Annotated in this window: 18 protein-coding genes and 1 other RNA gene; 12 read left to right on the top strand and 7 right to left on the bottom strand. The window is 64.3% G+C overall.

Annotated elements, in window-relative coordinates:
- Positions 1-44 precede the first annotated feature (44 nt).
- On the bottom strand, positions 45-614 hold the full coding sequence (gene grpE, locus ACFW0H_RS23790) for a nucleotide exchange factor GrpE (RefSeq protein WP_422916312.1): 570 nt from the start codon (positions 612-614) through the stop codon (positions 45-47).
- Between the two features lie 156 nt (positions 615-770).
- Here grpE and recN point away from each other — a divergent pair, with 156 nt between their 5' ends.
- Positions 771-2,444, top strand: coding sequence for a DNA repair protein RecN (recN, locus tag ACFW0H_RS23785; protein ID WP_422916311.1), 1,674 nt, complete (start codon positions 771-773; stop codon positions 2,442-2,444).
- Between the two features lie 56 nt (positions 2,445-2,500).
- Here recN and fur read toward each other — a convergent pair whose 3' ends face one another.
- The gene (gene fur / locus ACFW0H_RS23780) at positions 2,501-2,905 is read right to left on the bottom strand and encodes a ferric iron uptake transcriptional regulator (RefSeq protein ID WP_422916310.1); all 405 of its coding nucleotides are present in this window, start codon (positions 2,903-2,905) and stop codon (positions 2,501-2,503) included.
- A 98-nt stretch (positions 2,906-3,003) separates the two neighbouring features.
- Between fur and ACFW0H_RS23775 the strand changes: the two genes are divergently transcribed.
- Complete coding sequence (locus ACFW0H_RS23775; RefSeq protein ID WP_422916309.1) at positions 3,004-3,531, top strand: outer membrane protein assembly factor BamE; 528 nt, start codon at positions 3,004-3,006, stop codon at positions 3,529-3,531.
- Between the two features lie 53 nt (positions 3,532-3,584).
- On the opposite strand, the gene ACFW0H_RS23770 is transcribed toward ACFW0H_RS23775, so the two are convergent.
- Positions 3,585-3,905, bottom strand: a complete 321-nt coding sequence (locus ACFW0H_RS23770) for an RnfH family protein (protein WP_422916308.1) — start codon at positions 3,903-3,905, stop codon at positions 3,585-3,587.
- The gene (locus tag ACFW0H_RS23765; RefSeq protein ID WP_422916307.1) at positions 3,898-4,332 is read right to left on the bottom strand and encodes a type II toxin-antitoxin system RatA family toxin; all 435 of its coding nucleotides are present in this window, start codon (positions 4,330-4,332) and stop codon (positions 3,898-3,900) included. The genes ACFW0H_RS23770 and ACFW0H_RS23765 overlap by 8 nt, the downstream gene beginning before the upstream one ends.
- Positions 4,333-4,473: 141 nt before the next feature.
- Here ACFW0H_RS23765 and smpB point away from each other — a divergent pair, with 141 nt between their 5' ends.
- A complete protein-coding gene (gene smpB / locus ACFW0H_RS23760; RefSeq protein ID WP_044874050.1) occupies positions 4,474-4,953 on the top strand; it encodes an SsrA-binding protein SmpB in 480 nt (159 codons plus the stop codon).
- Between the two features lie 47 nt (positions 4,954-5,000).
- Here the strand turns inward: smpB and ACFW0H_RS23755 are convergent, their stop codons facing one another.
- Positions 5,001-5,768: an FCD domain-containing protein gene (locus tag ACFW0H_RS23755; protein ID WP_422916306.1), complete on the bottom strand. Its 768-nt coding sequence runs from the start codon at positions 5,766-5,768 to the stop codon at positions 5,001-5,003.
- A gap of 325 nt (positions 5,769-6,093) precedes the next feature.
- Between ACFW0H_RS23755 and ACFW0H_RS23750 the strand changes: the two genes are divergently transcribed.
- The 5 genes from ACFW0H_RS23750 (at position 6,094) to ACFW0H_RS23730 (ending at position 13,108) form a co-directional block, all read left to right on the top strand.
- Entirely contained in the window at positions 6,094-7,779 is a 1,686-nt protein-coding gene (locus ACFW0H_RS23750; protein WP_422916305.1) for a lactate permease LctP family transporter, read from the top strand.
- 75 nt (positions 7,780-7,854) lie between these two features.
- Entirely contained in the window at positions 7,855-9,000 is a 1,146-nt protein-coding gene (gene lldD, locus ACFW0H_RS23745) for an FMN-dependent L-lactate dehydrogenase LldD (protein WP_422916304.1), read from the top strand.
- A gap of 54 nt (positions 9,001-9,054) precedes the next feature.
- Positions 9,055-11,868, top strand: coding sequence for an FAD-binding and (Fe-S)-binding domain-containing protein (locus ACFW0H_RS23740; RefSeq protein WP_422916303.1), 2,814 nt, complete (start codon positions 9,055-9,057; stop codon positions 11,866-11,868).
- Between the two features lie 578 nt (positions 11,869-12,446).
- Positions 12,447-12,725, top strand: a complete 279-nt coding sequence (locus ACFW0H_RS23735) for a hypothetical protein (protein WP_422916302.1) — start codon at positions 12,447-12,449, stop codon at positions 12,723-12,725.
- A gap of 137 nt (positions 12,726-12,862) precedes the next feature.
- Positions 12,863-13,108, top strand: a complete 246-nt coding sequence (locus tag ACFW0H_RS23730) for a hypothetical protein (protein ID WP_422916301.1) — start codon at positions 12,863-12,865, stop codon at positions 13,106-13,108.
- A gap of 76 nt (positions 13,109-13,184) precedes the next feature.
- Here ACFW0H_RS23730 and ACFW0H_RS23725 read toward each other — a convergent pair whose 3' ends face one another.
- Positions 13,185-16,103, bottom strand: a complete 2,919-nt coding sequence (locus ACFW0H_RS23725; RefSeq protein WP_422916300.1) for a hybrid sensor histidine kinase/response regulator — start codon at positions 16,101-16,103, stop codon at positions 13,185-13,187.
- 234 nt (positions 16,104-16,337) lie between these two features.
- Here ACFW0H_RS23725 and ssrA point away from each other — a divergent pair.
- The 4 genes from ssrA to ACFW0H_RS23705 all read left to right on the top strand — a co-directional run bounded on the left by ssrA (position 16,338) and on the right by ACFW0H_RS23705 (position 24,432).
- Positions 16,338-16,712, top strand: a transfer-messenger RNA (tmRNA) gene (gene ssrA / locus ACFW0H_RS23720).
- A 297-nt stretch (positions 16,713-17,009) separates the two neighbouring features.
- Complete coding sequence (locus tag ACFW0H_RS23715) at positions 17,010-18,833, top strand: ABC transporter ATP-binding protein/permease (protein ID WP_422916299.1); 1,824 nt, start codon at positions 17,010-17,012, stop codon at positions 18,831-18,833.
- 493 nt (positions 18,834-19,326) lie between these two features.
- Positions 19,327-19,587 (top strand): hypothetical protein, encoded by a 261-nt coding sequence (locus tag ACFW0H_RS23710; RefSeq protein ID WP_422916298.1) that lies wholly within the window; start codon positions 19,327-19,329, stop codon positions 19,585-19,587.
- Positions 19,588-19,911: 324 nt separating this feature from the next.
- The gene (locus ACFW0H_RS23705; RefSeq protein ID WP_422916297.1) at positions 19,912-24,432 is read left to right on the top strand and encodes a T1SS-143 repeat domain-containing protein; all 4,521 of its coding nucleotides are present in this window, start codon (positions 19,912-19,914) and stop codon (positions 24,430-24,432) included.
- 291 nt (positions 24,433-24,723) lie between these two features.
- Here ACFW0H_RS23705 and ACFW0H_RS23700 read toward each other — a convergent pair whose 3' ends face one another.
- Positions 24,724-25,440: a LuxR C-terminal-related transcriptional regulator gene (locus ACFW0H_RS23700; protein WP_422916296.1), complete on the bottom strand. Its 717-nt coding sequence runs from the start codon at positions 25,438-25,440 to the stop codon at positions 24,724-24,726.
- Positions 25,441-25,471: the final 31 nt, after the last annotated feature.

Below are 25,471 nucleotides of genomic sequence, written 5' to 3'. Positions count from 1 at the left end.
CACATAAACGCTTGAACTAACAGATGGGGGCCCGAGGGCGAATTTCAAGCCTTCTCGTCAATCGACGGCGGCGTTTCGCTCGGCGCCTTGCTGACCACCACCATGGCGGGGCGCAGCAGGCGACCGTGGAGCAGGTAGCCCTTCTGGAACACCTTGAGCACGCTGCCCGGCTCGACATGGGCGCTTTCCTGCATGGCCATGGCCTGGTGGTGCTCCGGATTGAAGGGCGCACCGTGCGGGTCCACGGCTTCCAGCTGGTAGCGCTTGAGGGTGTCGTGGAACAACTTGAGGGTCAGTTCCATGCCTTCACGCACCGGCTTGATCGATTCATCGTCGGCGCTGGTCAATTCCAGGCCACGCTCCAGGCTGTCGACGATCGGCAGCAGGTCGTTGGCGAATTTCTCCAGGGCGAACTTGTGCGCCTTCTCCACATCCTGCTCGGCACGACGGCGCACATTCTGCAGCTCAGCGGCAACACGCAGCGACTGATCCTGGGCCGCGGCCAGTTGCTCTTCCAGCACCTGCACGCGAGTGGCGAGGTCTTCGCCGGACGCGGTTTCAGCAGCGGAATTCGCTTCGGGGGTCTGGGTATCCAGGGTCTGTTCGTCGGCCATGCCTTCCTCCTCATAAAAGACAGCTGCGGGAAAGACCCGCTGATATGTCCGCCTATATGGGGTCGCCATTTTGTCGCTTCAAGGGGGAGGGGCGATTGTCAGCCAGAAAACAAACACTGTATAAATACACAGCCAACTCAGCGCGGGAGTCGCACCATGCTGGTACACCTGTCGATCCACAACTACGCCATCGTCGAACACCTGGACCTGGAACTCGAAGCCGGTATGTCCGTGATCACCGGCGAAACCGGGGCCGGCAAGTCGATCATGCTCGACGCCCTCGGCCTGACCCTGGGCGACCGTGCCGACAGCGGCGCGGTGCGCCCCGGCGCCGACAAGGCGGACATCCTCGCCAGCTTCGACGTGGCGGACATTCCCGAAGCCCGCGCCTGGCTGGCCGAGCGCGACCTGGACAACGACGGTCCCTGCATCCTGCGCCGCGTCATCACCGCCGAGGGCCGTACCCGCGCCTATATAAATGGCAGCCCCTGCCCCCAGAGTGACCTCAAGACCCTGGGTGAACTGCTGATCGATATCCACAGCCAGCACGAGCATCAGTCACTGCTCAAGGCCGACACCCATCGACGCCTGCTTGATGAGTTCGCCGGCGCCAGCGAACTCGCCCGACAGGTGCAACTGGCCGCCCAGCGCTGGCGGCAGACCCGCCAGGAACTGGAGCGCCTATCCCGCGCAGGCGACGAGCAGCGTGCCCGCCATCAGCTGCTGAGCTACCAGCTGGACGAACTCGAAAACCTCGCCCTGGGCGAGAACGAACTGGAACGACTGGAGCTGGAACACAAGAACCTGACCAATGCGGAAAGCCTGCTGGCCGCCTGCCGCCAGGTCATCGACATGTGCAGTGAAAGCGATGCCGGCAACGTACTCAGCGCCCTGACCGCCAGCCTCAACCGCATTACCGCCTTCCACACCCAGCCCGGCACCCTGGCCGAAGCGGTCAATCTGCTGTCCAGCGCGCAGATCCAGGTGGAAGAAGCCGTGGGCGAGCTGAACCGCTTCCTCGACCACTTCGACGCCGACCCGGAGCGCCAGCAGGCACTGGAAGAGCGCCTCGACACCATCTATACCCTGGCGCGCAAACACCGGGTCCAGCCGAGCGACCTGGCCGAGCTGCAACAGAAGCTGCTGGACGAACTGGAGGCGCTGAATGCCGACGACGAGGCCGCCGAGCGCCTGGCCGAGGAGCTGGCCGCCTATGAGCGCCATTACCATGAAAAAGCCGCGGAGCTGAGCAGGCTGCGCAGCGAGGCCGCCGACCGACTGGCCGGCTCGGTACAGGTAGAAATGCAACGCCTGGGCATGCCCGGCGGGCGCTTCAGCATTCAACTGCAGACCAGCCAGGCGCAGGAACCGCAGCAGTACGGCCTGGAACAGGTGGAATTCCTTGTCAGTGCCAACCCCGGCCAGCCCCTCAAGGCCCTCGCCAAGGTCGCCTCGGGCGGCGAACTGTCACGCATCAGCCTGGCCATCCAGGTCATCACCGCGCAGACCTCACGCGTCCCCACCCTGGTCTTCGACGAAGTGGACGTAGGCATCGGCGGCCCCACCGCCGAGGTGGTGGGCCAGTTGCTGCGCCGCCTCGGCGAGCGTGGCCAGGTGCTTACCGTCACCCACCTGCCGCAAGTCGCCGCACAGGGTCATCACCACCTGTTCGTGCACAAGGAACGCGGCACCGAAGAAACCCGCACGGCAGTTGCCAAGCTGCGGGAGGCACCGCGCATCGAGGAGATCGCGCGGATGCTGGGCGGCGTCGACCTTACCGAGGAGTCCCTGGCGCACGCCCGCAAGATGGTGACCAGCGCCCAGGGCTGATCCTGCCCAAAACGAGAAAGGCGACCCGGAGGTCGCCTTTTTCACAGGAGTCGCACTTACTTCCGCTTGCGCACGTAGAGCACCAGGTTGTGGTCGACCAGGTCGAAGCCACGCTCCTTGACGATCTCCTTCTGGCGCTTCTCGATTTCGGGATCGAAGAACTCGATCACTTCACCGGTATCCACACACACCATATGGTCGTGGTGACCGCTATCGGCCAGCTCGAACACGGCATGGCCGCCATCGAAGTTGTGGCGCACCACCAGGCCCGCCGCCTCGAACTGGGTCAGGACCCGGTAGACGGTGGCCAGACCGACGTCTTCGCCGGCTTCCATCAGGGCCTTGTAAACGTCCTCTGCGCTCATGTGGCGCTGCTCGGTGGAGTCGAGCATCTGGAGGATCTTGACCCGAGGCAAGGTCACCTTCAGGCCGGCTTTACGCAGTTCGTTGTTTTCAACCATGGTCAGCTTTCTCGAGGAATGCGGCTTTCGCAGCTTCCCTTAATGCAGGTATGATCGGGCTTTTAATGCCCAGCCAAGATAGTGGAAGTCTCCCACCGATGCAAAACACCAAGCTCCTGCTGAACAGCCTCACCCTAGCAGGCCTGCTCGCACTCGCCGGTTGCTCGTTTCCCGGGGTCTACAAGATCGACATACAGCAGGGCAACGTCGTAACGCAGGACATGATAGACCAGTTGAAGCCCGGAATGACCCGGCGTCAAGTGCGGTTTATCATGGGCAATCCGCTGATCACCGACACCTTCCACGCCAACCGTTGGGACTACCTCTACAGCATCCAGCCGGGCGGCGGACAACGCCTCCAGGAACGTGTCAGCGTGGTGTTCGACAACAACGATCAACTCATCGGCCTGGCCGGCGACTTCATGCCCGGCGTAAGCCGTGACGAGGCCATCCTCGGCGGCGAAAGCACCACCACCGAGGTCAAGCCCGAGCAACCGAAAGAGCAGCCCAAGCCGGAAGAGCCGGCGGCACCGGGCTCGCTGCTGGAGAAGATCCAGAAGGAAGTGGACACCGCGGAACCGGTACCGGTACCGATTCCGGAACCGCTTGAAACTTCGCCGCAATAACACGCGGCAACAAAAAAGCCCGGGCTGGTCCCGGGCTTTTTCATGGGCGGGATTCAAGCATCCCGCTCGCCGGCGCGGGCCTGGGCGGCCTTGGCCGCACGCTGCTTGCGAACTTCCTTGGGATCGGCAATCAACGGCCGGTAGATCTCCAGCCTATCCCCCTCTTCCAGCACCCGCTCTTCAGGCCTGGGCAGCGCCTTGCCGAATATGCCCAGCGGGCAAGTGGCAAGGTCCACTCCGGGGAAGCGTACGTCCATTCCCGAACGCAGTGCCGCGTCACGGGCATTGGTACCCCTGGGGAAGGCAAGGCGCAGCAGTTCCTGGCGGTCGGCCAGGGCATAGACCACCTCGACCTGGATCACGTCCTCAGCCATAGAGCTGTTTCGCCCGCTGGCAGAAGGCATCCACCAAGGTATTGGCGGCCTGATTGAACAGCGGCCCAAGCGTGGCCTTGATGATCGGGCCGGCGTAGTCGAAGCGCAGATCCAGGCTGATCTTGCAGGCCTTCTCGCCCAGGGCCTTGAAGTGCCAGACGCCATGCAGCTGGGTGAATGGACCTTCCACCAGATTCATCTCGATGGTCTTGCCATGCTCCAGCTTGTTGCGGGTGACGAAGCGCTGGCTGACGCTGCCCTTGGCCACTTCGAGGCTGGCGAGCATGTGGCTCTCGCTCTCTTCCATCACGGTGGCCGCCGAGCACCAGGGCAGGAATTCCGGATAACGCGCCACGTCGTTGACCAGGTCGTAGAGCGCCTGCGCAGGGAATGGCAGCAGGGCGGAGCGCTGGATATGGGTGGTCATCATGGCCTCGAACGGGTTCCGGGCCGCGTCACGCGGGCCGGACTGGTCAAAAAAGTGCCGCATTGTCGAGGATTCGCAAGCATCGCTCAAGCCTACGCCGCCGTAGCCGCGCCGTCTGCGACTCCCTATAATGCGCCGCCTATGGCTAAGCAAAAGAAACATCCCGAAGGCTCCATCGCCCTCAACAAGAAGGCGCTGCACGACTATTCCATCGAACAGAAGTTCGAGGCCGGCCTCGCCCTGGCAGGCTGGGAAGTGAAGAGTCTGCGCGCCGGCAAGGCACAGCTGGTCGACAGCTACGTGCTGCTCAAGGACGGCGAAGCCTGGCTGCTGGGCAGCCACATTACCCCGCTGAAGACCGCCAGCACTCACGTGATCGCCGATCCGGTTCGCACCCGCAAGCTGCTGCTGCACAAGCGCGAGCTGGGCAAGCTGTTCGGCGCGGTGCAGCAGAAGGGCTACGCCTGCGTGGCGCTGTCGCTCTACTGGAAGAAGCACCTGATCAAGTGCGAGATTGCGCTGGCCAAGGGCAAGAAGGAATTCGACAAGCGCGCCACGGAGAAGGAGCGCGATTCCGACCGCGAGATCGCGCGGGCCATGCGCACCAAGGGCAAGGAGTAAGCCCCACCCAGAAGAACGCCGGGCATCGCCCGGCGTTTTTGTTTGTCTCAGATGCCCTGCCGCCGTTGCGCCCGCGCCAAGCGCTGGGCTTCCAGCTGGGACTCTTCGAGGACCTCCTGCACGTACTGGATGTGCTGATGGGAAATCTCCCGCGCCTCCTCGGCACGCCGCTCGATGATCGCCTCGTAGAGCGCGCGGTGCTGCCTGGTCAGCATCTCGCGGGTCTCACCCCGCTGCAGGTACATGCCGCCGATATTGGTCACCACGTTGTGCTTGAGCAGGTCGAACAGCCCACGAATGGTGTGCAGCAGCACCGCATTGTGGCTTGCCTCTGCAATAGCCAGGTGGAAGCGTGCATCGGCCGCGCCCTCCTCCGCCCGCGTCGCTTTGCTGCCCGGCGCATAGCAGGCCTGCAGGACCTCGAATGCCTCGGTGAGTCGTTCGTGGTCCACCGGAGTCGCCCGCTGCGCGGCGTAATAGGCGCAGGAGCCTTCCAGGGTGTGACGGAACTCCAGCAGGTCACGCTGGGCCTCGGGATTGCTTTCGAGCAACTGCAATAACGGATCGCTGAAGGTGGCGCCCAGTTCGGCGGCGACATAGTTGCCACCGCCCTGGCGGCTGACCAGCAGCCCCTTGGCCACCAGCTTCTGGATCGCTTCACGCAGCGATGGCCGCGACACGCCGAACTGCTCGGCCAGCGCGCGCTCGGCCGGCAGCCGCTCACCCGCCTTCAAGGTGCCTTCGAGGATCATCGCCTCCAACTGACTGACGATATCGTCCGACAGACGGCGCTGACGTACCTGACCGAATCCCATTGCTCTACCCACCCTCTCACGCCACACCCGGCGGCCTTCTGGAACGGCGCCTGCGGCGCGTGACGCGGCAGCCTAACCACCGCGCCGGCCACACACAAGAAGCACACCATCCCGCCGCCGCTCGACCAAAGTCGCAACGCGGCAAATTGACACAAGGATAGCCCTGCTTTTACCCTGAGCCATCGGTTTTGTAAATTGGTCTTACCAATTTAACCGACAAGCAGCGCCGACTCGGTCTACGCCTGCCGCTGCGCCACAAGCGCAACGGTCCTTCGCCCGGTCCGGCTAACAGGCACTCCAAAAACAATTAGGGAGCCACCCCAAGATGCAAACCTGGCAGCAGATCTATACCCCCCTTGGCAGCCTCGGGCTGTCGGCGCTCGCCGCACTCATCCCCATCGTGTTCTTCTTCCTGGCCCTGGCAGTATTCCGCCTGAAAGGCCACATCGCCGGCACCATCACCCTGGCATTGTCCCTGGCGGTCGCGATCTTCGCCTTCCAGATGCCCGCCGACATGGCCTTCGCAGCCGCAGGCTATGGCTTTGCCTACGGCCTCTGGCCCATCGCCTGGATCATCGTCGCCGCGGTGTTCCTCTACAAACTCACGGTCAAGAGCGGCCAGTTCGAGGTGATCCGCAGCTCGGTACTGTCCATCACCGACGACCAGCGCCTGCAGGTACTGCTGATCGGCTTCTCCTTCGGCGCCTTCCTGGAAGGTGCGGCGGGCTTCGGTGCTCCGGTAGCGATCACCGCCGCCCTGCTCGTGGGCCTGGGCTTCAACCCGCTCTACGCGGCCGGCCTGTGCCTGATCGCCAACACCGCGCCGGTGGCATTCGGCGCCCTGGGCATCCCGATCATCGTGGCCGGCCAGGTGACCGGCATCGACGCCGTCAAGATCGGCGCCATGACCGGCCGCCAGCTGCCGCTGCTGTCGATCATCGTGCCCTTCTGGCTGGTGGCCATGATGGATGGCTGGCGCGGCATCAAGGAAACCTGGCCGGCGGCCCTGGTAGCAGGTGCCAGCTTCGCCGTCACCCAGTACTTCACCTCCAACTTCATCGGCCCGGAACTGCCCGACATCACCTCCGCCCTGGTGAGCCTGGTGTCCCTGACCCTGTTCCTCAAGGTCTGGCAGCCCAAGCGCGCCGAAAACGCACAGGTGGTCGGCGCATCCGGCGGCGCAGCGGTCATGGGTGGCTTCGGCGGCCCGCGCAGCACCACGCCCTCGCCCTACAGCTTCGGCGAGATCCTCAAGGCCTGGTCGCCCTTCCTGGTCCTCACCGTGCTGGTGACCATCTGGACCCTCAAACCCTTCAAGGCCATGTTCGCCCCGGGCGGCGCGCTGGAGCAGTTCGTCTTCCTGTTCGCCATCCCGCACCTGGACCAGTTGGTGATGAAGGGCGCGCCCATCGTCGCCACCGCAACGGCCATTCCCGCCGTCTACAAGTTCGACCCGGTATCGGCCACCGGCACCGCGATCTTCCTCTCGGCGCTGGTTTCCATGACCATTCTTTCGATCCGCTTTAAAATTGGTCTGACCACTCTGAAGGAGACCTTCGTCGAGCTGAAGTGGCCGATCCTGTCCATCGGCATGGTGCTGGCTTTCGCCTTCGTCACCAACTTCTCCGGCATGTCGACCACCCTGGCCCTGGTATTGGCCGGAACTGGCGCGGCCTTCCCGTTCTTCTCGCCGTTCCTCGGCTGGCTGGGCGTATTCCTGACCGGGTCGGACACCTCCTCCAACGCCCTGTTCGGTTCGCTGCAATCGACCACCGCGCACCAGATCGGCGTCAACGACACCCTGCTGGTCGCGGCCAACACCAGCGGCGGCGTAACCGGCAAGATGATTTCGCCCCAGTCCATCGCCGTGGCCTGCGCTGCCACCGGCATGGTCGGCAAGGAATCCGACCTGTTCCGCTTCACCCTGAAGCACAGCCTGCTCTTCGCCGCCATTGTCGGCCTGATCACCCTGGCCCAGGCCTACGTGTTCACCGGCATGCTGGTTCACTAATGGCGCGTCCGGGCCGCGTACAGACGCAGCCCGGTTCCTTTTCACTGCCCTGAAGCCCTGAATCGGATCGAATTCATGATCATCTCCGCCTCTACCGACTACCGTGCCGCCGCGCAGCGCAAGCTCCCGCCCTTCCTGTTCCACTACATCGATGGCGGCGCCTATGCCGAGTACACGCTGCGCCGCAACGTCGAGGACCTGGCCAGCATCGCCCTGCGTCAGCGCGTCCTGCGGAACATGTCCGAGCTGAGCCTTGAGACCCAGCTGTTCGGTGAAACCCTGTCGATGCCGGTGGCGCTCGCCCCGGTCGGCCTGACCGGCATGTACGCTCGCCGTGGCGAAGTGCAGGCGGCCCAGGCGGCAGCGGCCAAGGGCATCCCCTTCACCCTCTCCACCGTTTCGGTCTGCCCGATCGAGGAGGTCGCGCCGGCCATCAATCGCCCCATGTGGTTCCAGCTCTATGTGCTGAAGGACCGCGGCTTCATGAAGAACGCCCTGGAACGGGCCAAGGCCGCCGGCGTGACCACCCTGGTGTTCACCGTCGACATGCCGGTGCCTGGCGCCCGCTACCGCGATGCCCACTCCGGCATGAGCGGCCCCAACGCGCCGCTGCGCCGCGTGCTGCAGGCCATGACCCACCCCGCCTGGGCCTGGGACGTGGGCCTCTTGGGCAAACCCCATGACCTGGGCAACATCTCCACCTACCGCGGCAACCCCACTGGCCTCGCTGACTACATCGGCTGGCTGGGCGCCAACTTCGACCCGTCGATTTCCTGGAAGGACCTGGAGTGGATCCGCGACTTCTGGGAAGGCCCCATGGTGATCAAGGGCATCCTCGACCCGGAAGACGCCAAGGACGCGGTCAAGTTCGGCGCCGACGGTATCGTCGTCTCCAACCACGGTGGCCGCCAGCTCGACGGCGTGCTCTCCAGCGTTCGCGCCCTGCCGGCGATTGCCGACGCGGTGAAGGGCGAGCTGAAAATCCTCGCCGACTCCGGCATCCGCACCGGCCTCGACGTCGTGCGCATGCTCGCCCTCGGCGCCGATACCGTGATGCTCGGCCGCGCCTTCGTCTATGCCCTTGCCGCCGCCGGTGGCGCGGGCGTGAGCAACCTGCTCGACCTGATCGAGAAGGAAATGCGCGTTGCCATGGTGCTGACCGGCGCAAAATCAATCAGCGAGATCAACGCCGATTCGCTGGTGCGCGAACTCGGTCGCTGACCCGAAACAACCCGGCGGGCCAACCGCGGCCCGCGACCACAGACGGGACACCGCATGAGCCTGCCGATCCCCTTCGTAAATACCGTCGAACGCCTGATCCCCCGCGAGCGGCGCTTCGACGATCCACTGTCCACCCTGGCCTTCGGTACCGACGCGAGCTTCTACCGGCTGATCCCCAAGCTGGTGATCCGCGTCGAAAGCGAGGCCGAAGTCATCGCCCTGCTCAAGGCCGCCCACGCCGAGCTGGTGCCGGTGACCTTCCGCGCCGCCGGCACCAGCCTCTCCGGCCAGGCCATCAGCGACTCCGTGCTGCTGGTGCTGGGTGACAACTGGAACGGCCGCGACATCCGCCAGGGTGGCGAACAGATCCGCCTGCAACCAGGCGTCATCGGCGCCCAGGCCAATGCCTGGCTGGCGCCCTTCGGCCGCAAGATCGGCCCCGACCCGGCCTCCATCAACGCCTGCAAGATCGGCGGCATCGTCGCCAACAACGCCAGCGGCATGTGCTGCGGCACCGCCCAGAACAGCTACCACACCCTTGCCGGACTGCGCCTGGTGCTGACCGACGGCACCCTGCTGGACACCGAGGATGAGGCCAGCGTCGCTGCATTCCGCCGCAGCCATGGCCCGCTGCTGGCAGAGCTGGCCGAGCTGGGACGGCAGACCCGCGCCAACGCCGAGCTGGCTGCAAAGATCCGCCACAAGTACCGGCTGAAGAACACCACCGGCCTGTCCCTCAACGCCCTGGTGGACTTCGACGAGCCGCTGGACATCCTCAGCCACCTGCTGGTGGGCTCGGAAGGCACCCTGGGCTTCATCAGCGCGGTGACCTACGACACCGTGCCCGACCACCCGCACAAGGCCAGCGCGCTGATCGTCTTCCCCGACGTGGAAAGCTGCTGCAAGGCCGTGACACTGCTGAAGAGCCAGCCGGTGTCGGCGGTAGAACTGCTGGACCGCCGCAGCCTGCGCTCGGTGGAAAACAAGCCCGGCATGCCCGAATGGGTGAAGGGCCTGTCGGCCAACGCCTGCGCCCTGCTGATCGAGTCCCGCGCTGCCAGCCAGAGCCTGCTGCATGAGCAACTGACGCAGATCATGGCCGCCATCGCCCATTTTCCGCTGGAGCAGAAGGTGGACTTCAGCGAGGACCCGGCGGTGTACAACCTGCTGTGGAAAATCCGCAAGGACACCTTCCCGGCCGTCGGCGCGGTGCGCCAGACCGGCACCACGGTGATCATCGAAGACGTCACCTTCCCCATCGAGCAGTTGGCCGAAGGCGTCAACCGTCTGCTGGCGCTGTTCGACAAGCACCATTACGACGAAGCGATCATTTTCGGCCATGCCCTGGAAGGAAACCTGCACTTCGTCTTCACCCAGGGCTTCGAGCAGCCCGAGCAAGTGGCCCGCTACGAAGCCTTCATGCAGGACGTGGCACAACTGGTGGCGGTGGAGTTCGGCGGCTCGCTCAAGGCCGAGCACGGCACTGGGCGCAACATGGCGCCCTTCGTCGAGCTGGAATGGGGCAGCGACGCCTACCAGCTGATGTGGCAGATCAAGCGCCTGCTGGACCCACGCGGCATCCTCAACCCGGATGTGATCCTCAGCGAAGACCGCGACATTCACCTGAAGAACCTCAAGCCGCTGCCGGCCGCCGACGAGATCGTCGACAAGTGCATCGAATGTGGCTTCTGCGAACCGGTCTGCCCATCCAAGGGGCTGACCCTCAGTCCGCGCCAGCGCATCGTGATCTGGCGCGACATCCAGGCCAAGCAGCGCGCCGGCATCGATACCAGCGAACTGGAGCGGGCCTACCAGTACCAGGGCATCGACACCTGCGCCGCCACCGGCCTCTGCGCCCAGCGCTGCCCGGTGGGCATCAACACCGGCGACCTGGTGCGCAAGCTGCGCGCCCGGGACGTCCACCACGCCGGCAGCGCCAATTGGCTCGCCGGACATTTCGCAACCGCGCTCAAAGGCGCGCGCCTGACCCTGCGAATCGCCAATGGTGCTCGCAAGGTACTGGGCGCGCCGTTGCTGGAGAAGACCTCCGGCGCGCTGCGCCAGCTCTCCGGCAATCGTCTGCCGCAATGGACCCCCGCCCTGCCCCAGGCCGTGGCACCCATCCATTTCATCCCGCCGAGCGCCGACAACCGTCCCCGCGTGGTCTACCTGGCCGCCTGCGTTTCCCGCGCCATGGGCCCGTCCGCGGGAGACCGCGAGCAGGTGCCGCTGATCGACAAGACCCGCATGTTGCTGGAGAAGGCCGGCTACCAGGTGGTGTTCCCGGAAAACCTGGACAGCCTCTGCTGCGGCCAGCCCTTCGCCTCCAAGGGCTATGCCGAGCAGGCCGAGAACAAACGCCGCGAACTGGTGGACGCCCTGCTCGCCGCCAGCCGCGGCGGTCTGGACCCCATCTATTGCGACACCAGCCCCTGCACCCTGCGCCTGGTGCAGGACGGCCTGGATCCGCGATTGGACCTGTTCGACCCGGTGCGTTTCATCCGCAGCCACCTGCTGGAGCGCCTGGAGTTCACGCCCCAGGACAAGCCGGTGGCCATCCACGTCACCTGCAGCACCCAGCACCTGGGCGAAGCCCAGGGGCTGATCGACATCGTCCAGCGCTGCACCCGCGAGGTGGTGATCCCGGAAGGCATCCACTGCTGCGGTTTCGCCGGCGACAAGGGCTTCACCACGCCTGAGCTGAACGCCCATTCGCTGCGTTCGCTGAAGGATGCGGTGCAGATCTGCGAAGAAGGCATTTCCACCAGCCGTACCTGCGAGATCGGCCTGACCCAGCACGGTGGCATCGACTATCACGGACTCGTCTACCTAGTGGACCGCGTCACCCGCCCCCGCGCTGGTCTGTAGGGCGCCGATAAGCCGCGTGGGTGGTTAACGCTTTTCTATCCACCAGCGAGGCCGTGCAAAACACCGATGGTGGAAATCCCAATAGGGATTTCCACCCTACGCGCTGCCGCATGGCCCCCCGTAGGATGGGTGGAGCGGAGCGATACCCATGCAGACAGGGCTGATGGGTATCGCAAGCTCGCGGAACGCCGCCCGACCTGCACCTGCCCCACCGTAGGGTGTGCCATGCGCACCGATCGCGGAATTAACCCCTGCGCCTCGCTCAACCCTTGGTGCGCACGGCGCACCCTACCCGGTCAGCTTCGTCGTTCCAGCCAGTCGTGTGGGTGGATAGCGCTTTTCTATCCACCGGCGAGGCCGTGCAAGACACCGATGGTGGAAATCCCTAAAGGGATTTTCACCCTACGCGCCGATTGACATGGGCTCCCCCACAGGGACTCCACTTCCCCCGGTGGGGCAAAAAACCTGAACCCCTCGAAGAACAGGGCAGTCCACCCCATAAGCCCGGCAAAAGGCATGGGCTTATCCGTCTCGGACGCAATGGCCGAGTGCCGAGAAAATCGAGAGGAGACCCCGCCATGAAACGCACAGCCCTGTTCATCACCGCCGCCCTGCTGGCCTCGCCGGCATTCGCCGCCGACGACCTGTGCGCGGTCAACCTGCAGAAAATCACCGACGCCCTGGCGACCAACACCGCCATCGGCGAACCGCTGCGCCAGGAAGTCCAGGACCTGCGCATGAAGGCCGAACAGGCCCAGCAGACCGGTGACACCGAAGCTTGCATCAATGCCAGCAGCCTGGCCCTGCAACGTCTGCAGGAGCCCAACAGCGAAGGCAACGGCGGCGAGTCCAGCTGACACAGGAAAACCTGCGGGAGCGCGCTGATTCGCGAAGGGCTGCATTGCGGCCCGCTCCCGCCAGGGCCACGCGCGCCCAGCACAGGCCAGGAGCTTTCCTATACTGCTCAGCGGTCAAACCGAAAAGGAGGTTCGATATGCGCCGTACTGTCGTTTTCCTCGCCGCCGCCCTGCTCAGCATCCCGGCATTCGCCTCGCACTGCCCCGCGGACATGGCGAAGATCGATGCAATCCTGAAGAGCGATCCCCCGGCCGACCCCGCCGTACTCGAACAAGTGAAGAAACTCCGCGCCGAAGGCGAGGAGCTGCACAACGCCGGGGATCATGCCGAGTCCGAGAAGGTGCTGAGCGAAGCACTGAACCTGCTGCAATCCAGCGAATAGGGAGCCGCTCAAGACCGGGCGAGCTGGAGCGCCGCTGACTACCAGCGGCACCGCCGCTGCACGACCGATCTAGTCCTCATGCCTCCTGGCCGAGCAGGGACAGCGCCATGCGGCGCACCTGCTTCAAATCCACCGGCTTGCTCAGGCAGGCGTCGGCACCACGCCGGCGGGCCTCGGCCAGCAGCTTCTCATCCACCGCGGCGCTCACCACCAGCACCGGCGTGATCGCCAGGCGCGGGCTGGAACGCACGAAGTCCAGCACATCCAGGCCGTCACCGTCGGGCAGGTCAAGGTCCAGCAACAACAGGGCCGGCGTAACGTCTGCCAGCAGCCCAAGCGCCTTGCCCACCGAGCCTGCGCCGCGTACCTCGGCCATGTCCCGCAGGCCTTCCTGCAGCACCTTCAGGCAGGCCGGGTGGTCCTCCACGCAGAGCACGGTCGGCAGCGTAGGCACCTCATCCACATCAGGCTTGGCCGGGACCGGGGGCTCGAAGTCCTCCATGGCGTCGACACTGGGCAGGTCGATCCAGAAGCGACTACCGATGTCCGGCGCGCTGCTGAAGCCCATTTCACCCCCCATCAACTCCGCCAGCTCGCGGCATAGCACCAGGCCGATGCCGGTACCCGGAATGGTGGAATTCTCCCGGCCCAGGCGCTGGAAGGGCTGGAACAGCATGGCCTGCTGCTCCCGGCTGAGGCCCGGACCGCTGTCGGCCACCCACAGCCGCACGGCAGCCGGACGCACTTCGTAGCCCATGCTCACCATGCCCTGCGGGCTGTTGTACTTCACCGCATTGGACAGCAGGTTCAGTATCACCTGGCGCAGGCGCCTGGCGTCCGCCATCACGTGCAGCGGCGGCGTCGGCGGCGGCATCTTCTGCAGCTGCAGCTGGCGGGCTTGCAGTTCGGGCTGGATCAGCTCGGCGCAACTGGCCAGCAGCGGGCCGATGTCCACCGGCTTGAGCTGCAGCTTCTGCCGGCGGTTCTCGATGCTCGACAGGTCGAGGATGTCATCCACCAACGAGGTGAGATGGCGGCTGGCATTGACGATTTCGTGGGCGTAGTCGCCCTCCACCTTGCGGTCTTCCTGCCCCTCGGCCTCCAGGGCGATCAACTGGGCGAAGCCGTTGATGGCGTTGAGCGGCGTACGCAGTTCGTGACTCATGCTGGAGAGGAAACGGCTCTTGGCCTGGCTCGCCGCCTGGGCCTCGCGGCTGGCCACGCGAAGCTCTTCCTCGACCTGCTTGAGACGGGTGATGTCCACATGGGTGCCCGCCACGAGCAAGGCACGGCCGTCGGAGTCGCGCTCCAGCACCTTGCCGCGACTCAGCAGCCAGGCATAACGACCCTCGACATCGGCGAAGCGGTATTCCGCGTCGAAGTTGTCCTGGTCGCTGACCGAGAACAGCATGCGCAGGCGGCGCACGCGCTCCACGTCGTCCGGGTGCACCCGTTCATTGAATTCGGCGAAGGTGATGCTGTCGCTGCGCAGCCCGAAACGCTTGACGAAGCGCCCGCTCATCTTCATCGACAGGGTGATGGCATCCACTTCCCAGAGACTTTCCGTGGTGCTTTCCAGCACCAGGTCGAGGTTGCGCCGGGCCTCCAGCCGCTCTTCCTCGCTGGCCTGCAACTGCGCCCCACTGAGCTGCACCGCCTCGGCCAGGGCCTGCAATTCGGCGATGCGGCTGCTGGGCGCCGGCGGGCGGAAGTCGCCCTGGCCGATGCGTTTCATCATGCCCATGATGCCGGCCATGGGGGTGGCCAGTTCACCGCTGAGGCGCCGCGAACGCGACCACATCCAGGCGAAGAACAGCGCATAGAAGAAGCCCAGCCCGGCGATCAGCAGATAGCCGATCTGCTGGTAACGCTCGGCAAGGCGATTGGTTTCCCTGAAGATGTCGGCCTCGTCCACCACCATCATCAGGCGCCAGCCGGTCTGCGGGATCTCGCTCCACGCCACCAGTTGCTTGCGTCCGCCCAGCTCCACTTCCTGCACATTGCCCTTGCCGGCGGCCATGGCCTCCAGCAGCGGCTGCATCTCGCGATGGCGGGCCAGGTTGAAGTCCTCGGGCTTGAGCACCTCACGGCGCACCGCCTCGTCGTAGGAGAAGCGCGTCAGCTCACGCAGGCCGAAGTCCCTTTCGCCTGCCTCCGGCAGCGCCATGATGCTGTGATCGCGGCTCACCAGCATCGCGTACCCCTGCCACGGCACCTTGAGGCTGCCGATCTCGCCGAGCATCTGCCCCACGGTGATGTCCAGGCCCACCACCCCTTCGAGGAAATCGCCGCGGTACACCGGAGTGATCGCTGACATCATCCAGCCAAGGCCGGCCGGGTCCAGGTAGACGTCGGTCCAGACGGTCTTGCGCTGCGGGTTGTGCTTGGCGTCGGCGAGGTAATAGAAGTTGTAGTTGGGTATCACCATGTCATGGGGATACTGCTCGGGCGTCATGAAGAAGGGATAGATGCGGTTGTAGCTGTCCCAACTGTTGAAATAGACCGCCGCCACCAGGGGGTTGGACTCGCGTATGGAGCGCATCAGCGGGTCGACCTGGGACAGGCGCAATGCCTTCTCGTGGTCCTGGCGTTCCACCGGCGTGCTGCTGGCATAGAAGGAGGCGGCGCGACCATCGTCGCTGCGGGTGTAGAAGACCCCATCGGAACTCAGCACATGGCGCTGGCGCTCCACGTCATCCGGCCTGAAGCTCCGGTCCTGGATCGCCCTGCCCACCGCGTCGCGGAACAGCCGGGTAGGCACCTCGATGCCCTGCAGGCGCATGTCGATCACCTTGCCCTCGCGCACCACGGCACTGCTGAGGTCCTCCAGCGCACTTTGCTGCAGGTAGTCCACCTGCGCGTCGCGGATCGCGCTGTTTGTCAGCAGGTAAGCCGTGATCAACACCGATTCGACCAGAATCAGCGGGATCAGGGCACTCTGTACGAAGGCGCGCCAGATCCACTGGCGCAAGGGAGTTCGGGCAGAACGCGGCATGGCGACGTCTCGGCTCAAAGGTCTTCCTGACAATAGCCTGCAATCATATAGCAAGCACCCATCACGTTAGGTTCTGTAGGCGACGTCGTCGAGCGACGGTCAGGCAATGACTGATATCAATGCAGCATCGCCGCTATGCGGAAATGGCCCATACGGAGCCCAGGTCAAAAGCGAGGTCGACGCTGCCTGCCTTATGCCGTAGAATCGGCCCCGTTGTACACCCTTGCAGTTCTTGGGGCCGATTAGGATTCGACGCCGGTAACAAAACTCTAGGGGCATGCCGAGCTGGTAGCAGACCTCGTAAATTAGCTGCTGCAAACTATTAGTTGCCAACGACGACAACTACGGGGCGGCCCTCGCGGCCTAACCCTTCTGGCGGCTTCGGCTGCCAGCAGTCATGAGGGGATGCCTGTAAACCCGAAATGACTGTCAGATAGAACAGGATCGCCGCCAAGTTCGCTGTAGACGTAACGGCTAAAACTCATACAGCTCGCTCTGAGCACCCTGCCAGTCGGGCCGCAAAGAGCTAACTCAGTAGACTTGGCTAAGCATGTAGTCCCGAAAGCGGAGAGCTGGCGGACGGGGGTTCAAGTCCCCCCGGCTCCACCAAAATCCAAGACTAAGCCCCTGATTTTCCTAGCGAATTTCAGGGGCTTTTTCATAGCCTTCCCGCCAGCCCACACCCCGTCTTCTGCACAGGCAGCCCGAGCCCCTGCTACCCCCCCGGTGCGCACACTGAGTGGGCAGCCAATCGGCCGACCGGACGGCATGGGCAAACCTGGTCGCAGTGTTACTATCCTGCCGCTGGCGCCAGGTCCCTGGTTCCGCATCTCTGGCCGGTCGAACGCTGTCAGGCACTTTGCTCGACGCCCACGACAAACCACCCTCAGACCCCGGATAACCACCATGGAAATGGATTGGCACCAGGCCCTGCAGGAGAGCCTGAGCTGGCTCGCAGTCGCCTCACTCATCACCATCGTCTCCTTCGCCGCGGCGGCGGCCCTGGCCGTACGTTTCACCCGCTGGGGAAGCCAGTTCTGGCAGCTCGCCGGCCCCTACTTCAGCCTGAAGCGCAGCTGGCGGCCCCTGCTGGTCTTCGTCCTGCTGCTGGTGCTGACGCTTTTCTCGGTGCGCCTGAATGTGCTGTTCTCGTTCTGGTACAACGGCTTCTACAGCGCCTTGCAGGGCCTGGACCAGAAGGCCTTCTGGTTCCTCCTCGGGGTGTTCTCGATCCTCGCCACCATTCATGTGCTGCGCGCACTGTTCAATTACTACGTGACGCAGGCCTTCAATATTCACTGGCGGGTGTGGCTGACCGACCGGCTGACCGGTGACTGGATGAAGGGCGACGCCTATTACCGCGGGCAGTTCCTCGCCGAGCCGGTGGACAACCCCGACCAGCGTATCGAGCTGGACGTGAACTCCTTCGTCTCGGGCTCGGTATCCCTCGCCCTTGGCGCCGTCAGCGCGCTGGTGTCGCTGGTGGCCTTCACCGGTATCCTTTGGGGGCTGTCGGCGCCGCTGACGATCTCGGGCGTGGAAATACCCCGGGCGATGGTCTTCGCCGTGTACATCTACGTGATAGTCGCGACCTGGATCGCCTTCCGCCTCGGTCGCCCACTGATCCGCCTGAACTTCCTCAACGAGCAGCTCACCGCGAACTTCCGTTACGCCCTGATGCGCCTGCGCGAATACGCCGAAAACGTCGCCTTCTACCAGGGGTCGGAGATTGAGCGGCGCACCCTGCTGGGACGCTTCTCCGCATTGATCGGCAACGTCTGGTCGCTGGTCTACCGGAGCCTCAAGTTCGACGGCTTCAACCTCGCCATCAGCCAGGTCGCCGTGGTGTTTCCCTTCATCCTCCAGGCGCCGCGCTTCTTCAGTGGCGCCATCAAGCTGGGCGACGTGATGCAGACCTCCCAGGCCTTCGGCCAGGTGCAGGACTCGCTGTCGTTCTTCCGCGAGTCTTACGACGCCTTCGCCCGCTACCGCGCCACCCTCGACCGTCTGACCGGTTTCCTCGATGCCAACCAGCAGGCAAGCAGCCTGCCCCGGGTGACCACCGTGGATCAGACCCATGCGCTGGAAATCGGACGTCTGCAGGTGCTGCGCCCCGACGGCCACCAACTGATGACCGACCTCAACCTCAGCCTGAAACCGGGCCAGGCCCTGCTGATCAAGGGGCCGTCGGGCAGCGGCAAGACCACCCTGCTGCGCGCCCTGGCCGGCCTCTGGCCCTACGCCGAAGGCGAAGTGAGACGCCCCGGCGGCAATCGGGCGCTGTTCCTCTCCCAGCGCCCCTACCTGCCCCTGGGCGACCTGCGTACCGCCATCGCCTATCCGGCCTCCAGCGGGCCCGATGACGAGTCACGACTTCAGCAGGCCCTGCGCCAGGTCAACCTCGCCCACCTGGTGGACCGCCTGGACATCAGCACCGACTGGTCGCGCATCCTCTCGGTCGGCGAACAACAGCGCCTGGCCTTCGCCCGGGTCCTGTTCAACCGGCCGCAGATCGTCTTCCTCGACGAATCCACCTCGGCCATGGACGAAGGCCTGGAGTTCGCCCTCTACTCGCTGCTGCGCCATGAAATGCGCGACACCATGCTGGTCAGCGTCGGCCACCGCAGCACCCTGGCAAGCTTCCACACCCACCGCCTGGAGGTGGACGGGCAAGGGGCATGGACGCTGTTCGAACAGCATCCGGCGGTTGAGGCGAGCGCTTCCACCTGAGTCGCCGGTGCAGTACGAGGTTCAAAGCCCGCGGTCGCCAGGGACTGGCGTATCCGAAAGGGCCTGCCGGCCATCCACATTGCGATCCTTCTGGGCGGGCCGATAGCGTCTCGTCTTGTCCCGTTGCGGCTTCGGCCGCGACCGGGACTGGGCCCCGTTGATCTGTCGAGATGCCAAGCGCGTCATAAGCAGGATCGGTGTGCTGCCGCCAGCCCAACCGCCGGTGCGCACGGCGCACCCTACCGGGTCGGCCTCGTCGCTCGGTTCCGTATTTCCCCAGGTGGACTGCGTTCCATAGCCGAGCGGCTGCCTTTGCCAAACGTACGGTCATGCGAAGTGGCGCCGGGCCATCTACCGTTGCTCATTAAGAGGCCCTGGCAAATGCCGAGGGGAAATCATGGCCTGGCAACAATGCCCCGTCTGTCGTGGTAGCCGCACCATTCTCAAGAATGGGCACGTGGCAGAGTGTCGCTATTGCCGCGGTTTGGGGCGGGTGTACGAGTCCGCTTCGAAGTCAGGCGCACACGGACTCCTCCTTCAGACCGTCCTGCAGATCCTGGCATCCCTCGCCGCCGGGTACCTGGCGGTGGACTATGACAAGCAATGGGACCCGACCCACAACCTGATCCTGGGAGCCCTGGTAGCCGGTGCGGTCTACTGGTTCCTGTCACTGAAGGTGGTCCGGGAGCTGATCCTCTGGGGGGTGGCTCTGGTGACCCTGTATCACGCGTACCAGGCCTGGATTCATCGCTGAATCACGGGTGGGGCGCCTGACTGACGCCCTGCCCCTTTCACACGCCTTCCCCACCTCCGCACTTCATATCAGGCGCTGCCAGTCGGCGGCCAAAACCCGTGCAACCTCAAGCACCGCCACCCTGTCCTGACTCACGAATGGTACAGGTGCCATCTCTTCTCCCTTCCACCTCCCGATTCCCCATCCCGGATAGTCCGAAACTCCTAGCCCGCCTGGGAGTATCGGTCGATGTGCGATCGCCCGGCGCTTCCACATAGTTGGGGCCTGACTCGAAGAAAGGTCAACGGTCAGGCCTCGATGACCGAAACTGCTGCGGAGAAAACCATGACTATTACAGTGTCGAGCAGCCTCACAGTTCTTGATGAGACAGCCGGGTTGCAGAACCTCACCGCTACGGGAAGCGTTGCTGAAGACGCAAACGACACCGACATTCTGGTGGCGTCGCTACCCTCGATCTTTTCTACCCTTGGGGCCGGCACCGCAATCGGTGCGGCCTTGAGCGGCTATACCGGTGCCGCGGGCAACACGGGCAGCGATGCGTTCACCCTCAGCTCGAGCGTTACCGATATCAGCTTTGTCGGCGAAAATGGCGCGCCGCTCAATGGCCTGGACAGCGGACTGGTTACCCTCGATGGCACCAGCATCCTTCTCTATACGAGTACGGCCGACAACAACGTCCTGCTGGGCCGGGCCGGAGTAAACGGCCCGATCGTGTTCGCTGCCTATATCGAAGAAACCGCCACGGGCGGCAAGATCTGGACTGCGCAGTATCAACCGCTCGAGCACCCGGACGCCACCGACCCAGACGATGCCATAGATCTGTCGGGCATCGTTTTCATCGGAACCAGCCAGGACGTGCAATTCAGCCTGGCCAATGCGCCCTCCGGTCAGAACCTCTTTCTGATGTTCACGACCGCGACCCCCAACGTTGTCGGCGGTCGGATCACGGATCCCACCATCATCGCTACCGGCAAGAACCCCGCCGACCAGTCATCGGGCGCCAACATAACGACGGGCGACACGATCAATACCAGCCAGGCGGGTGGCCCGACCACTTTCGGCACCAACAATCAGATGATCACGGAACAGGAGGGCATTCGCTTTACCTTCGTCACCGGCGCCAGGCAGGACCTGACCATTCCCAACCTGGATCAGAACGAAGCCGATCTCGAATCCAACATCGACTTCACCAGCGTCTTCAATGCGAGGGCGGCCAGCTTCGACGTCGTGCAGTTGCAAAGTGGCAAGAGTGCTGTCGTAAAGATCAGCGCATTCACTACTGCTGCTGAAACTGGCACCAATTTCGTCAACGGATATGGGAACGATACGAAGGTTGATATCAGTAATATCCTCGTCAAAAACAGCAGCACCGGGCAGGTGGTAAATGATCCCGGCCTTGTCATCACTATTACTGATGGGATTGCCACCATCTTCGGCGTCAAGGCTGGCTACAGGATCGAATACGCCACAACGGGGGATCACAACCGCGTACTCGTCGAGAACGGCGCGGCCCTCGACGCCAAGGGCAACAACCACGCCGATTTCGATATCGGCGGTTTCAAGCTGACCCATATCTCTACCGACAAAGCCGAAATCGGCTCCAAGATCGTCTTCGAGGACGACGGGCCGTCGGCGACCGGTACCGCCGCGACCGGCACCGTCGACGAGGACGGCCTGTCCGGTGGCGTCCCCGGTGGCGTGGGCGATGTGACCGGCGCGGCAACTTCGGCCAACGGCAGCGTGGCCGGCATCTTCCAGTCCGGCGCCGACACGCCGCTGAGCTATGCCCTGTCCAGCGACACCAGCGGCTTGCCGCAGACACTGACATCGGGCGGCACGCCGGTGACCTACAGCGTCGTGGGCAACACGCTCACCGCCTCGGCCGGCGCGGTCGACGTATTCACCTTCAGCCTCGACGCAACGACGGGTGCCTACATCTTCACCCTGCTCAAGCCCCTGGATCACGCCGCCGGCAACGACGAGAACGACATCACCCTCAACCTCGGCTCGCTGCTGCGGGCCACCGACGCCGACGGCGATACCGTGACAGCCGCAGCCGAGAAGCTGGTGATCACCGTCGACGACGACACCCCGACCGCAGCCGGCGCCGCCGCGACCAGCACCGTCGACGAGGACGGCCTGACCGGTGGCATCCCCGGTGGCGTGGGCGATGTGGCCGGCGCGGCAACTTCGGCCAACGGCAGCGTGGCCGGCATCTTCCAGTCCGGCGCCGACACGCCGCTGAGCTATGCCCTGTCCAGCGACACCAGCGGCTTGCCGCAGACACTGACCTCGGGCGGCACGCCGGTGACCTACAGCGTCGTGGGCAACACGCTCACCGCCTCGGCCGGCGCGGTCGACGTATTCACCTTCAGCCTCGACGCAACGACGGGTGACTACATCTTCACCCTGCTCAAGCCCCTGGATCACTCCGCCGGCAACGACGAGAACGACATCACCCTCAACCTCGGCTCATTGCTGCGGGCCACCGACGCCGACGGCGACACGGTGACCGCCGCGCCCGAGAAGCTGGTCATCACCGTCGACGACGATACGCCGACGGCAACCGGCGCCGCCGCGACCGGTACCGTCGACGAGGACGGCCTGGCCAATGGCATCCCCGGTGGCACCGGCGATGTGGCTAACGAGCCGACCGTGGCCAGTGGCAGCGTGACGGGCATCTTCCAGTCCGGCGCCGACGCGCCACTGAGCTATACCCTGTCCAGCGACACCAGCGGCCTGCCGCAGACACTGACGTCGGGCGGCGTGGCGGTGACCTACAACGTCGTCGGCGATACGCTCACCGCCTCGGCCGGCGCGGTCGCCGTGTTCACCTTCAGCCTCACCACTGCAGGGGCCTACACCTTCACCCTGCTCAAACCGTTGGATCATGCGGCTGGCGGCGATGAGAACGACATCACCCTCAACCTCGGTTCGCTACTGCGGGCCACCGACGCCGACGGCGATACCGTGACGGCCGCCGCCGAGAAGCTGGTGATCACCGTCGACGACGACACCCCGACCGCCACTGGCGCCGCCGTGACCGGTACCGTCGACGAGGACGGCCTGACCAACGGCATCGCCGGCGGTACCGGCGACGTGACGGGCGAGGCGACCACGGCCAGCGGCAGCGTGACCGGCATCTTCCAGTCCGGCGCCGACGCGCCGTTGACCTATGGCCTGTCCAGCAATACCAGCGGCTTGCAGGCACTGAGTTCAGGCGGAACAGCGCTGGTTTACAGCGTCGCGGGCAACACGCTCACCGCCAAGGCCGGCGTGGGCGGTGCCGACGTGTTCACCTTCAGTCTCACCGCGGCGGGGGTGTACACCTTCACGCTGCTCAAGTCGCTGGATCATGCGGCCGGCAACGACGAGAACGACCTCACTCTCAACCTGGGCTCGCTGCTGCAGGCCACCGACAAGGACGGCGACACGGTGACCGCCGCCCCCGAGCAACTGATCATCACTGTCGACGACGACACGCCGACCCTCGCATTCGGCAACCTGATCGGGACCGGCACCGTCCTTCCGCAACGCGGGTACTGGAACATGGCGTCCGGAGCCGACGGGCTGGGTGCGGCCGGTCTGGATATCTCGTTGGTGAATGGCCAGTTCACCCTCGTCAGGCCGGACAACACGACCACCACCGGGAGCGGCACCCTCACCGAGCAGTCACCCTCGCCGGATGCCAATGGCGCGTACCATTTCGCCGGGACCTTGACCGGCGATTTCGACAACAACGCCAACACGGCGAATACCAGCATCGACTACACGCTGACCGCCTTTGCCAATGGCACCTATGAACTGGATCTGGTGCAAGGTTTCAGTTCGACGATCGTTCTCAGCAGTGCCAACGGCTCGCTCGGTGCGGGTGGCCCTGACCCCGTCCGTACGTTGCTGATTCCGACGCAGAATCCGCCGACCATTCCTTCGCCATCCGAGGAGATTGTCTTCTTTGGCGTCAACGCGGGCACGACCGCAACGCAGATAGTGAGTGCCATCGTGCAGGGAGCGCCCGACCTCACCGAAGCGCAGGTGGAAAGCGGCGGTTTCTCGTTCCTCGGCACCGCGAACATGAACGTCAGCACGTCCGGCATCGGCATCGCCAACAACAACCTGGACGGAAACGGGACGGCCGGCATCAATGCCGGTGACGAGAGTTTCGTCATCAACCCCGAAAGCTTGTTGACGGGCGTGAAAGTGTTCATCGACAACGCGGTGGGGGGGTACACCCCGTCATCGGAAGAGCTGTACTACAGGATCTTCTTCGATGACGGCTTGAGCTCGGCTCAGACGAAGGTACTTGCCGCTAACCTGACCGCTGAGGCTGGAGGACAGAAGTCCTTCCTCGTCCAGTGGGATGGCACGAAGATGATCGACGCGGTTCAGCTCACCATGGGCCTGGGCGTGGTCAAGATCCCGGTGATCCAGTTCATCAAGCAGACCGAGAGCCTGGCCAGCGATATCCAGCTGGCGTTCAGCGCGACGCTGACGGACAAGGATGGGGACACGGCGACCAGTACCTTTGACGCCAACCTGATCGCCAACGACCCGGCCGACCCCCTCTTCGACTTCAGGCTGGCTGGCACGAGCGGAGAGCGGGATGCCTTCAACATCGATCTGTCCTCCACCGATAACCTGTACCAGGTCACCGGTTTCGATGCCGGCCCGAGCCTGCGAGATACGCTGGTGCTCAATGGCGACCAGGGCGCCGTCGTCCAGTCGATCGACAACACCGGTCCAAACAGCATCGTCACGATCGACGAGACTGGCGTGCCAACGACGACCATCACCGTGGTCGGGGTGGCCCTCCTGAGCACCGACATTGTCTTTGGCAGCGCCTGACACATCGCGTGTGTGAAAGGATGCGGGGGTGGCGTAAAAGCCACCCCGCATTGTTTCTCAAACGGCCAAAGTGAGATCCGAACGTGAGTAACCGGCCCTGCCTGTGACGACTCCAGTTGCCTGGAGGAAGCGACGAAGCCGGCCCGGTAGGGTGCGCCGTGCGCACCCGCGGTTGGACGTTGTGCTGGACGTGCTCGCGGAAACGGTGCGCATGGCGCACCCTGCGCAGGTGCGGGGGTGATGCCTCGAAATGGCAGGAGGGCTCGGTCGCCTTGTCCGCGACTCGCCCGGTCAATCCAGCTCCATCCAACTGGCGTCGGGCGGCTCTTCACTATTGGTGAGCCCGTGTTTCAACGCGTACATCACCAGGTCGACGCGGTTGATGACATTGAGCTTGTGATAGATGTTGCTGAGGTGGTTGTGCACGGTGTGTTCGCTGATGCCCAGGCGTCCGGCAATGCACATGTATTTGGCGGACGGTTCCCTGACGATGGCGCGAATCAGCTCCTTCTCGCGCAGCGTCAGCTGCGCCTGTTTCGCGTGTTCCACCTTGCATTTGATGGGCTTTTTCCCGTTCGCGGCATAGCCGGACAGCCCGCCGGCCCAGGCAATATCAAGGCCGGTGTCGCGATGGTGGACCTTGATGACGGCCTGGATGATCGACTCCGTCGGCGCTTCCGCCAGCACGACGCCACGTGCGCCGGCTTCTATCGCCTCGGCAACGGGAACGGCCTCGTACAGGCCCTTGAGCACCAGCACTTTCATTTCGGCGTTGCGTGCCAGGCCCGCGATGACTTCCAGCGGGTCCAGGGCATCCGGAAAGAAACTGAAAAAAATGACATTGGGACGCGACTGGTCGGCCAGATCCAGCGCACTGGCATAGGTGCTGGCTTGGCCGCTCACTTCCATGCGGGGCTTTCGGGCATTGATCAAGTCGTGAAGACCCATGAGGACGAGGGGACGACAATCGATCAGCATCACGCGTATGGAATTTGTGCGAGCCGGCATGGCCTTTCTCGCCCCCTGCAAAATGAATCAT

The sequence above is a fragment of the Metapseudomonas cellulosilytica genome, from assembly GCF_049334135.1.
Lineage (GTDB): Bacteria > Pseudomonadota > Gammaproteobacteria > Pseudomonadales > Pseudomonadaceae > Metapseudomonas.
The sequence above is the reverse complement of the archived record's forward strand: the minus strand, read 5'-3'. Positions and strand labels throughout refer to the sequence as shown.

What these genes read in the sequence shown, in the direction of transcription:
- grpE (WP_422916312.1), bottom strand. Translation starts at nt 614, where the DNA reads ATGGCCGACGAACAGACCCTGGATACCCAGACCCCCGAAGCGAATTCC.
- recN (WP_422916311.1), top strand. Translation starts at nt 771, where the DNA reads ATGCTGGTACACCTGTCGATCCACAACTACGCCATCGTCGAACACCTG.
- fur (WP_422916310.1), bottom strand. Translation starts at nt 2,905, where the DNA reads ATGGTTGAAAACAACGAACTGCGTAAAGCCGGCCTGAAGGTGACCTTG.
- ACFW0H_RS23775 (WP_422916309.1), top strand. Translation starts at nt 3,004, where the DNA reads ATGCAAAACACCAAGCTCCTGCTGAACAGCCTCACCCTAGCAGGCCTG.
- ACFW0H_RS23770 (WP_422916308.1), bottom strand. Translation starts at nt 3,905, where the DNA reads ATGGCTGAGGACGTGATCCAGGTCGAGGTGGTCTATGCCCTGGCCGAC.
- ACFW0H_RS23765 (WP_422916307.1), bottom strand. Translation starts at nt 4,332, where the DNA reads ATGACCACCCATATCCAGCGCTCCGCCCTGCTGCCATTCCCTGCGCAG.
- smpB (WP_044874050.1), top strand. Translation starts at nt 4,474, where the DNA reads ATGGCTAAGCAAAAGAAACATCCCGAAGGCTCCATCGCCCTCAACAAG.
- ACFW0H_RS23755 (WP_422916306.1), bottom strand. Translation starts at nt 5,768, where the DNA reads ATGGGATTCGGTCAGGTACGTCAGCGCCGTCTGTCGGACGATATCGTC.
- ACFW0H_RS23750 (WP_422916305.1), top strand. Translation starts at nt 6,094, where the DNA reads ATGCAAACCTGGCAGCAGATCTATACCCCCCTTGGCAGCCTCGGGCTG.
- lldD (WP_422916304.1), top strand. Translation starts at nt 7,855, where the DNA reads ATGATCATCTCCGCCTCTACCGACTACCGTGCCGCCGCGCAGCGCAAG.
- ACFW0H_RS23740 (WP_422916303.1), top strand. Translation starts at nt 9,055, where the DNA reads ATGAGCCTGCCGATCCCCTTCGTAAATACCGTCGAACGCCTGATCCCC.
- ACFW0H_RS23735 (WP_422916302.1), top strand. Translation starts at nt 12,447, where the DNA reads ATGAAACGCACAGCCCTGTTCATCACCGCCGCCCTGCTGGCCTCGCCG.
- ACFW0H_RS23730 (WP_422916301.1), top strand. Translation starts at nt 12,863, where the DNA reads ATGCGCCGTACTGTCGTTTTCCTCGCCGCCGCCCTGCTCAGCATCCCG.
- ACFW0H_RS23725 (WP_422916300.1), bottom strand. Translation starts at nt 16,103, where the DNA reads ATGCCGCGTTCTGCCCGAACTCCCTTGCGCCAGTGGATCTGGCGCGCC.
- ACFW0H_RS23715 (WP_422916299.1), top strand. Translation starts at nt 17,010, where the DNA reads ATGGAAATGGATTGGCACCAGGCCCTGCAGGAGAGCCTGAGCTGGCTC.
- ACFW0H_RS23705 (WP_422916297.1), top strand. Translation starts at nt 19,912, where the DNA reads ATGACTATTACAGTGTCGAGCAGCCTCACAGTTCTTGATGAGACAGCC.
- ACFW0H_RS23700 (WP_422916296.1), bottom strand. Translation starts at nt 25,440, where the DNA reads ATGCCGGCTCGCACAAATTCCATACGCGTGATGCTGATCGATTGTCGT.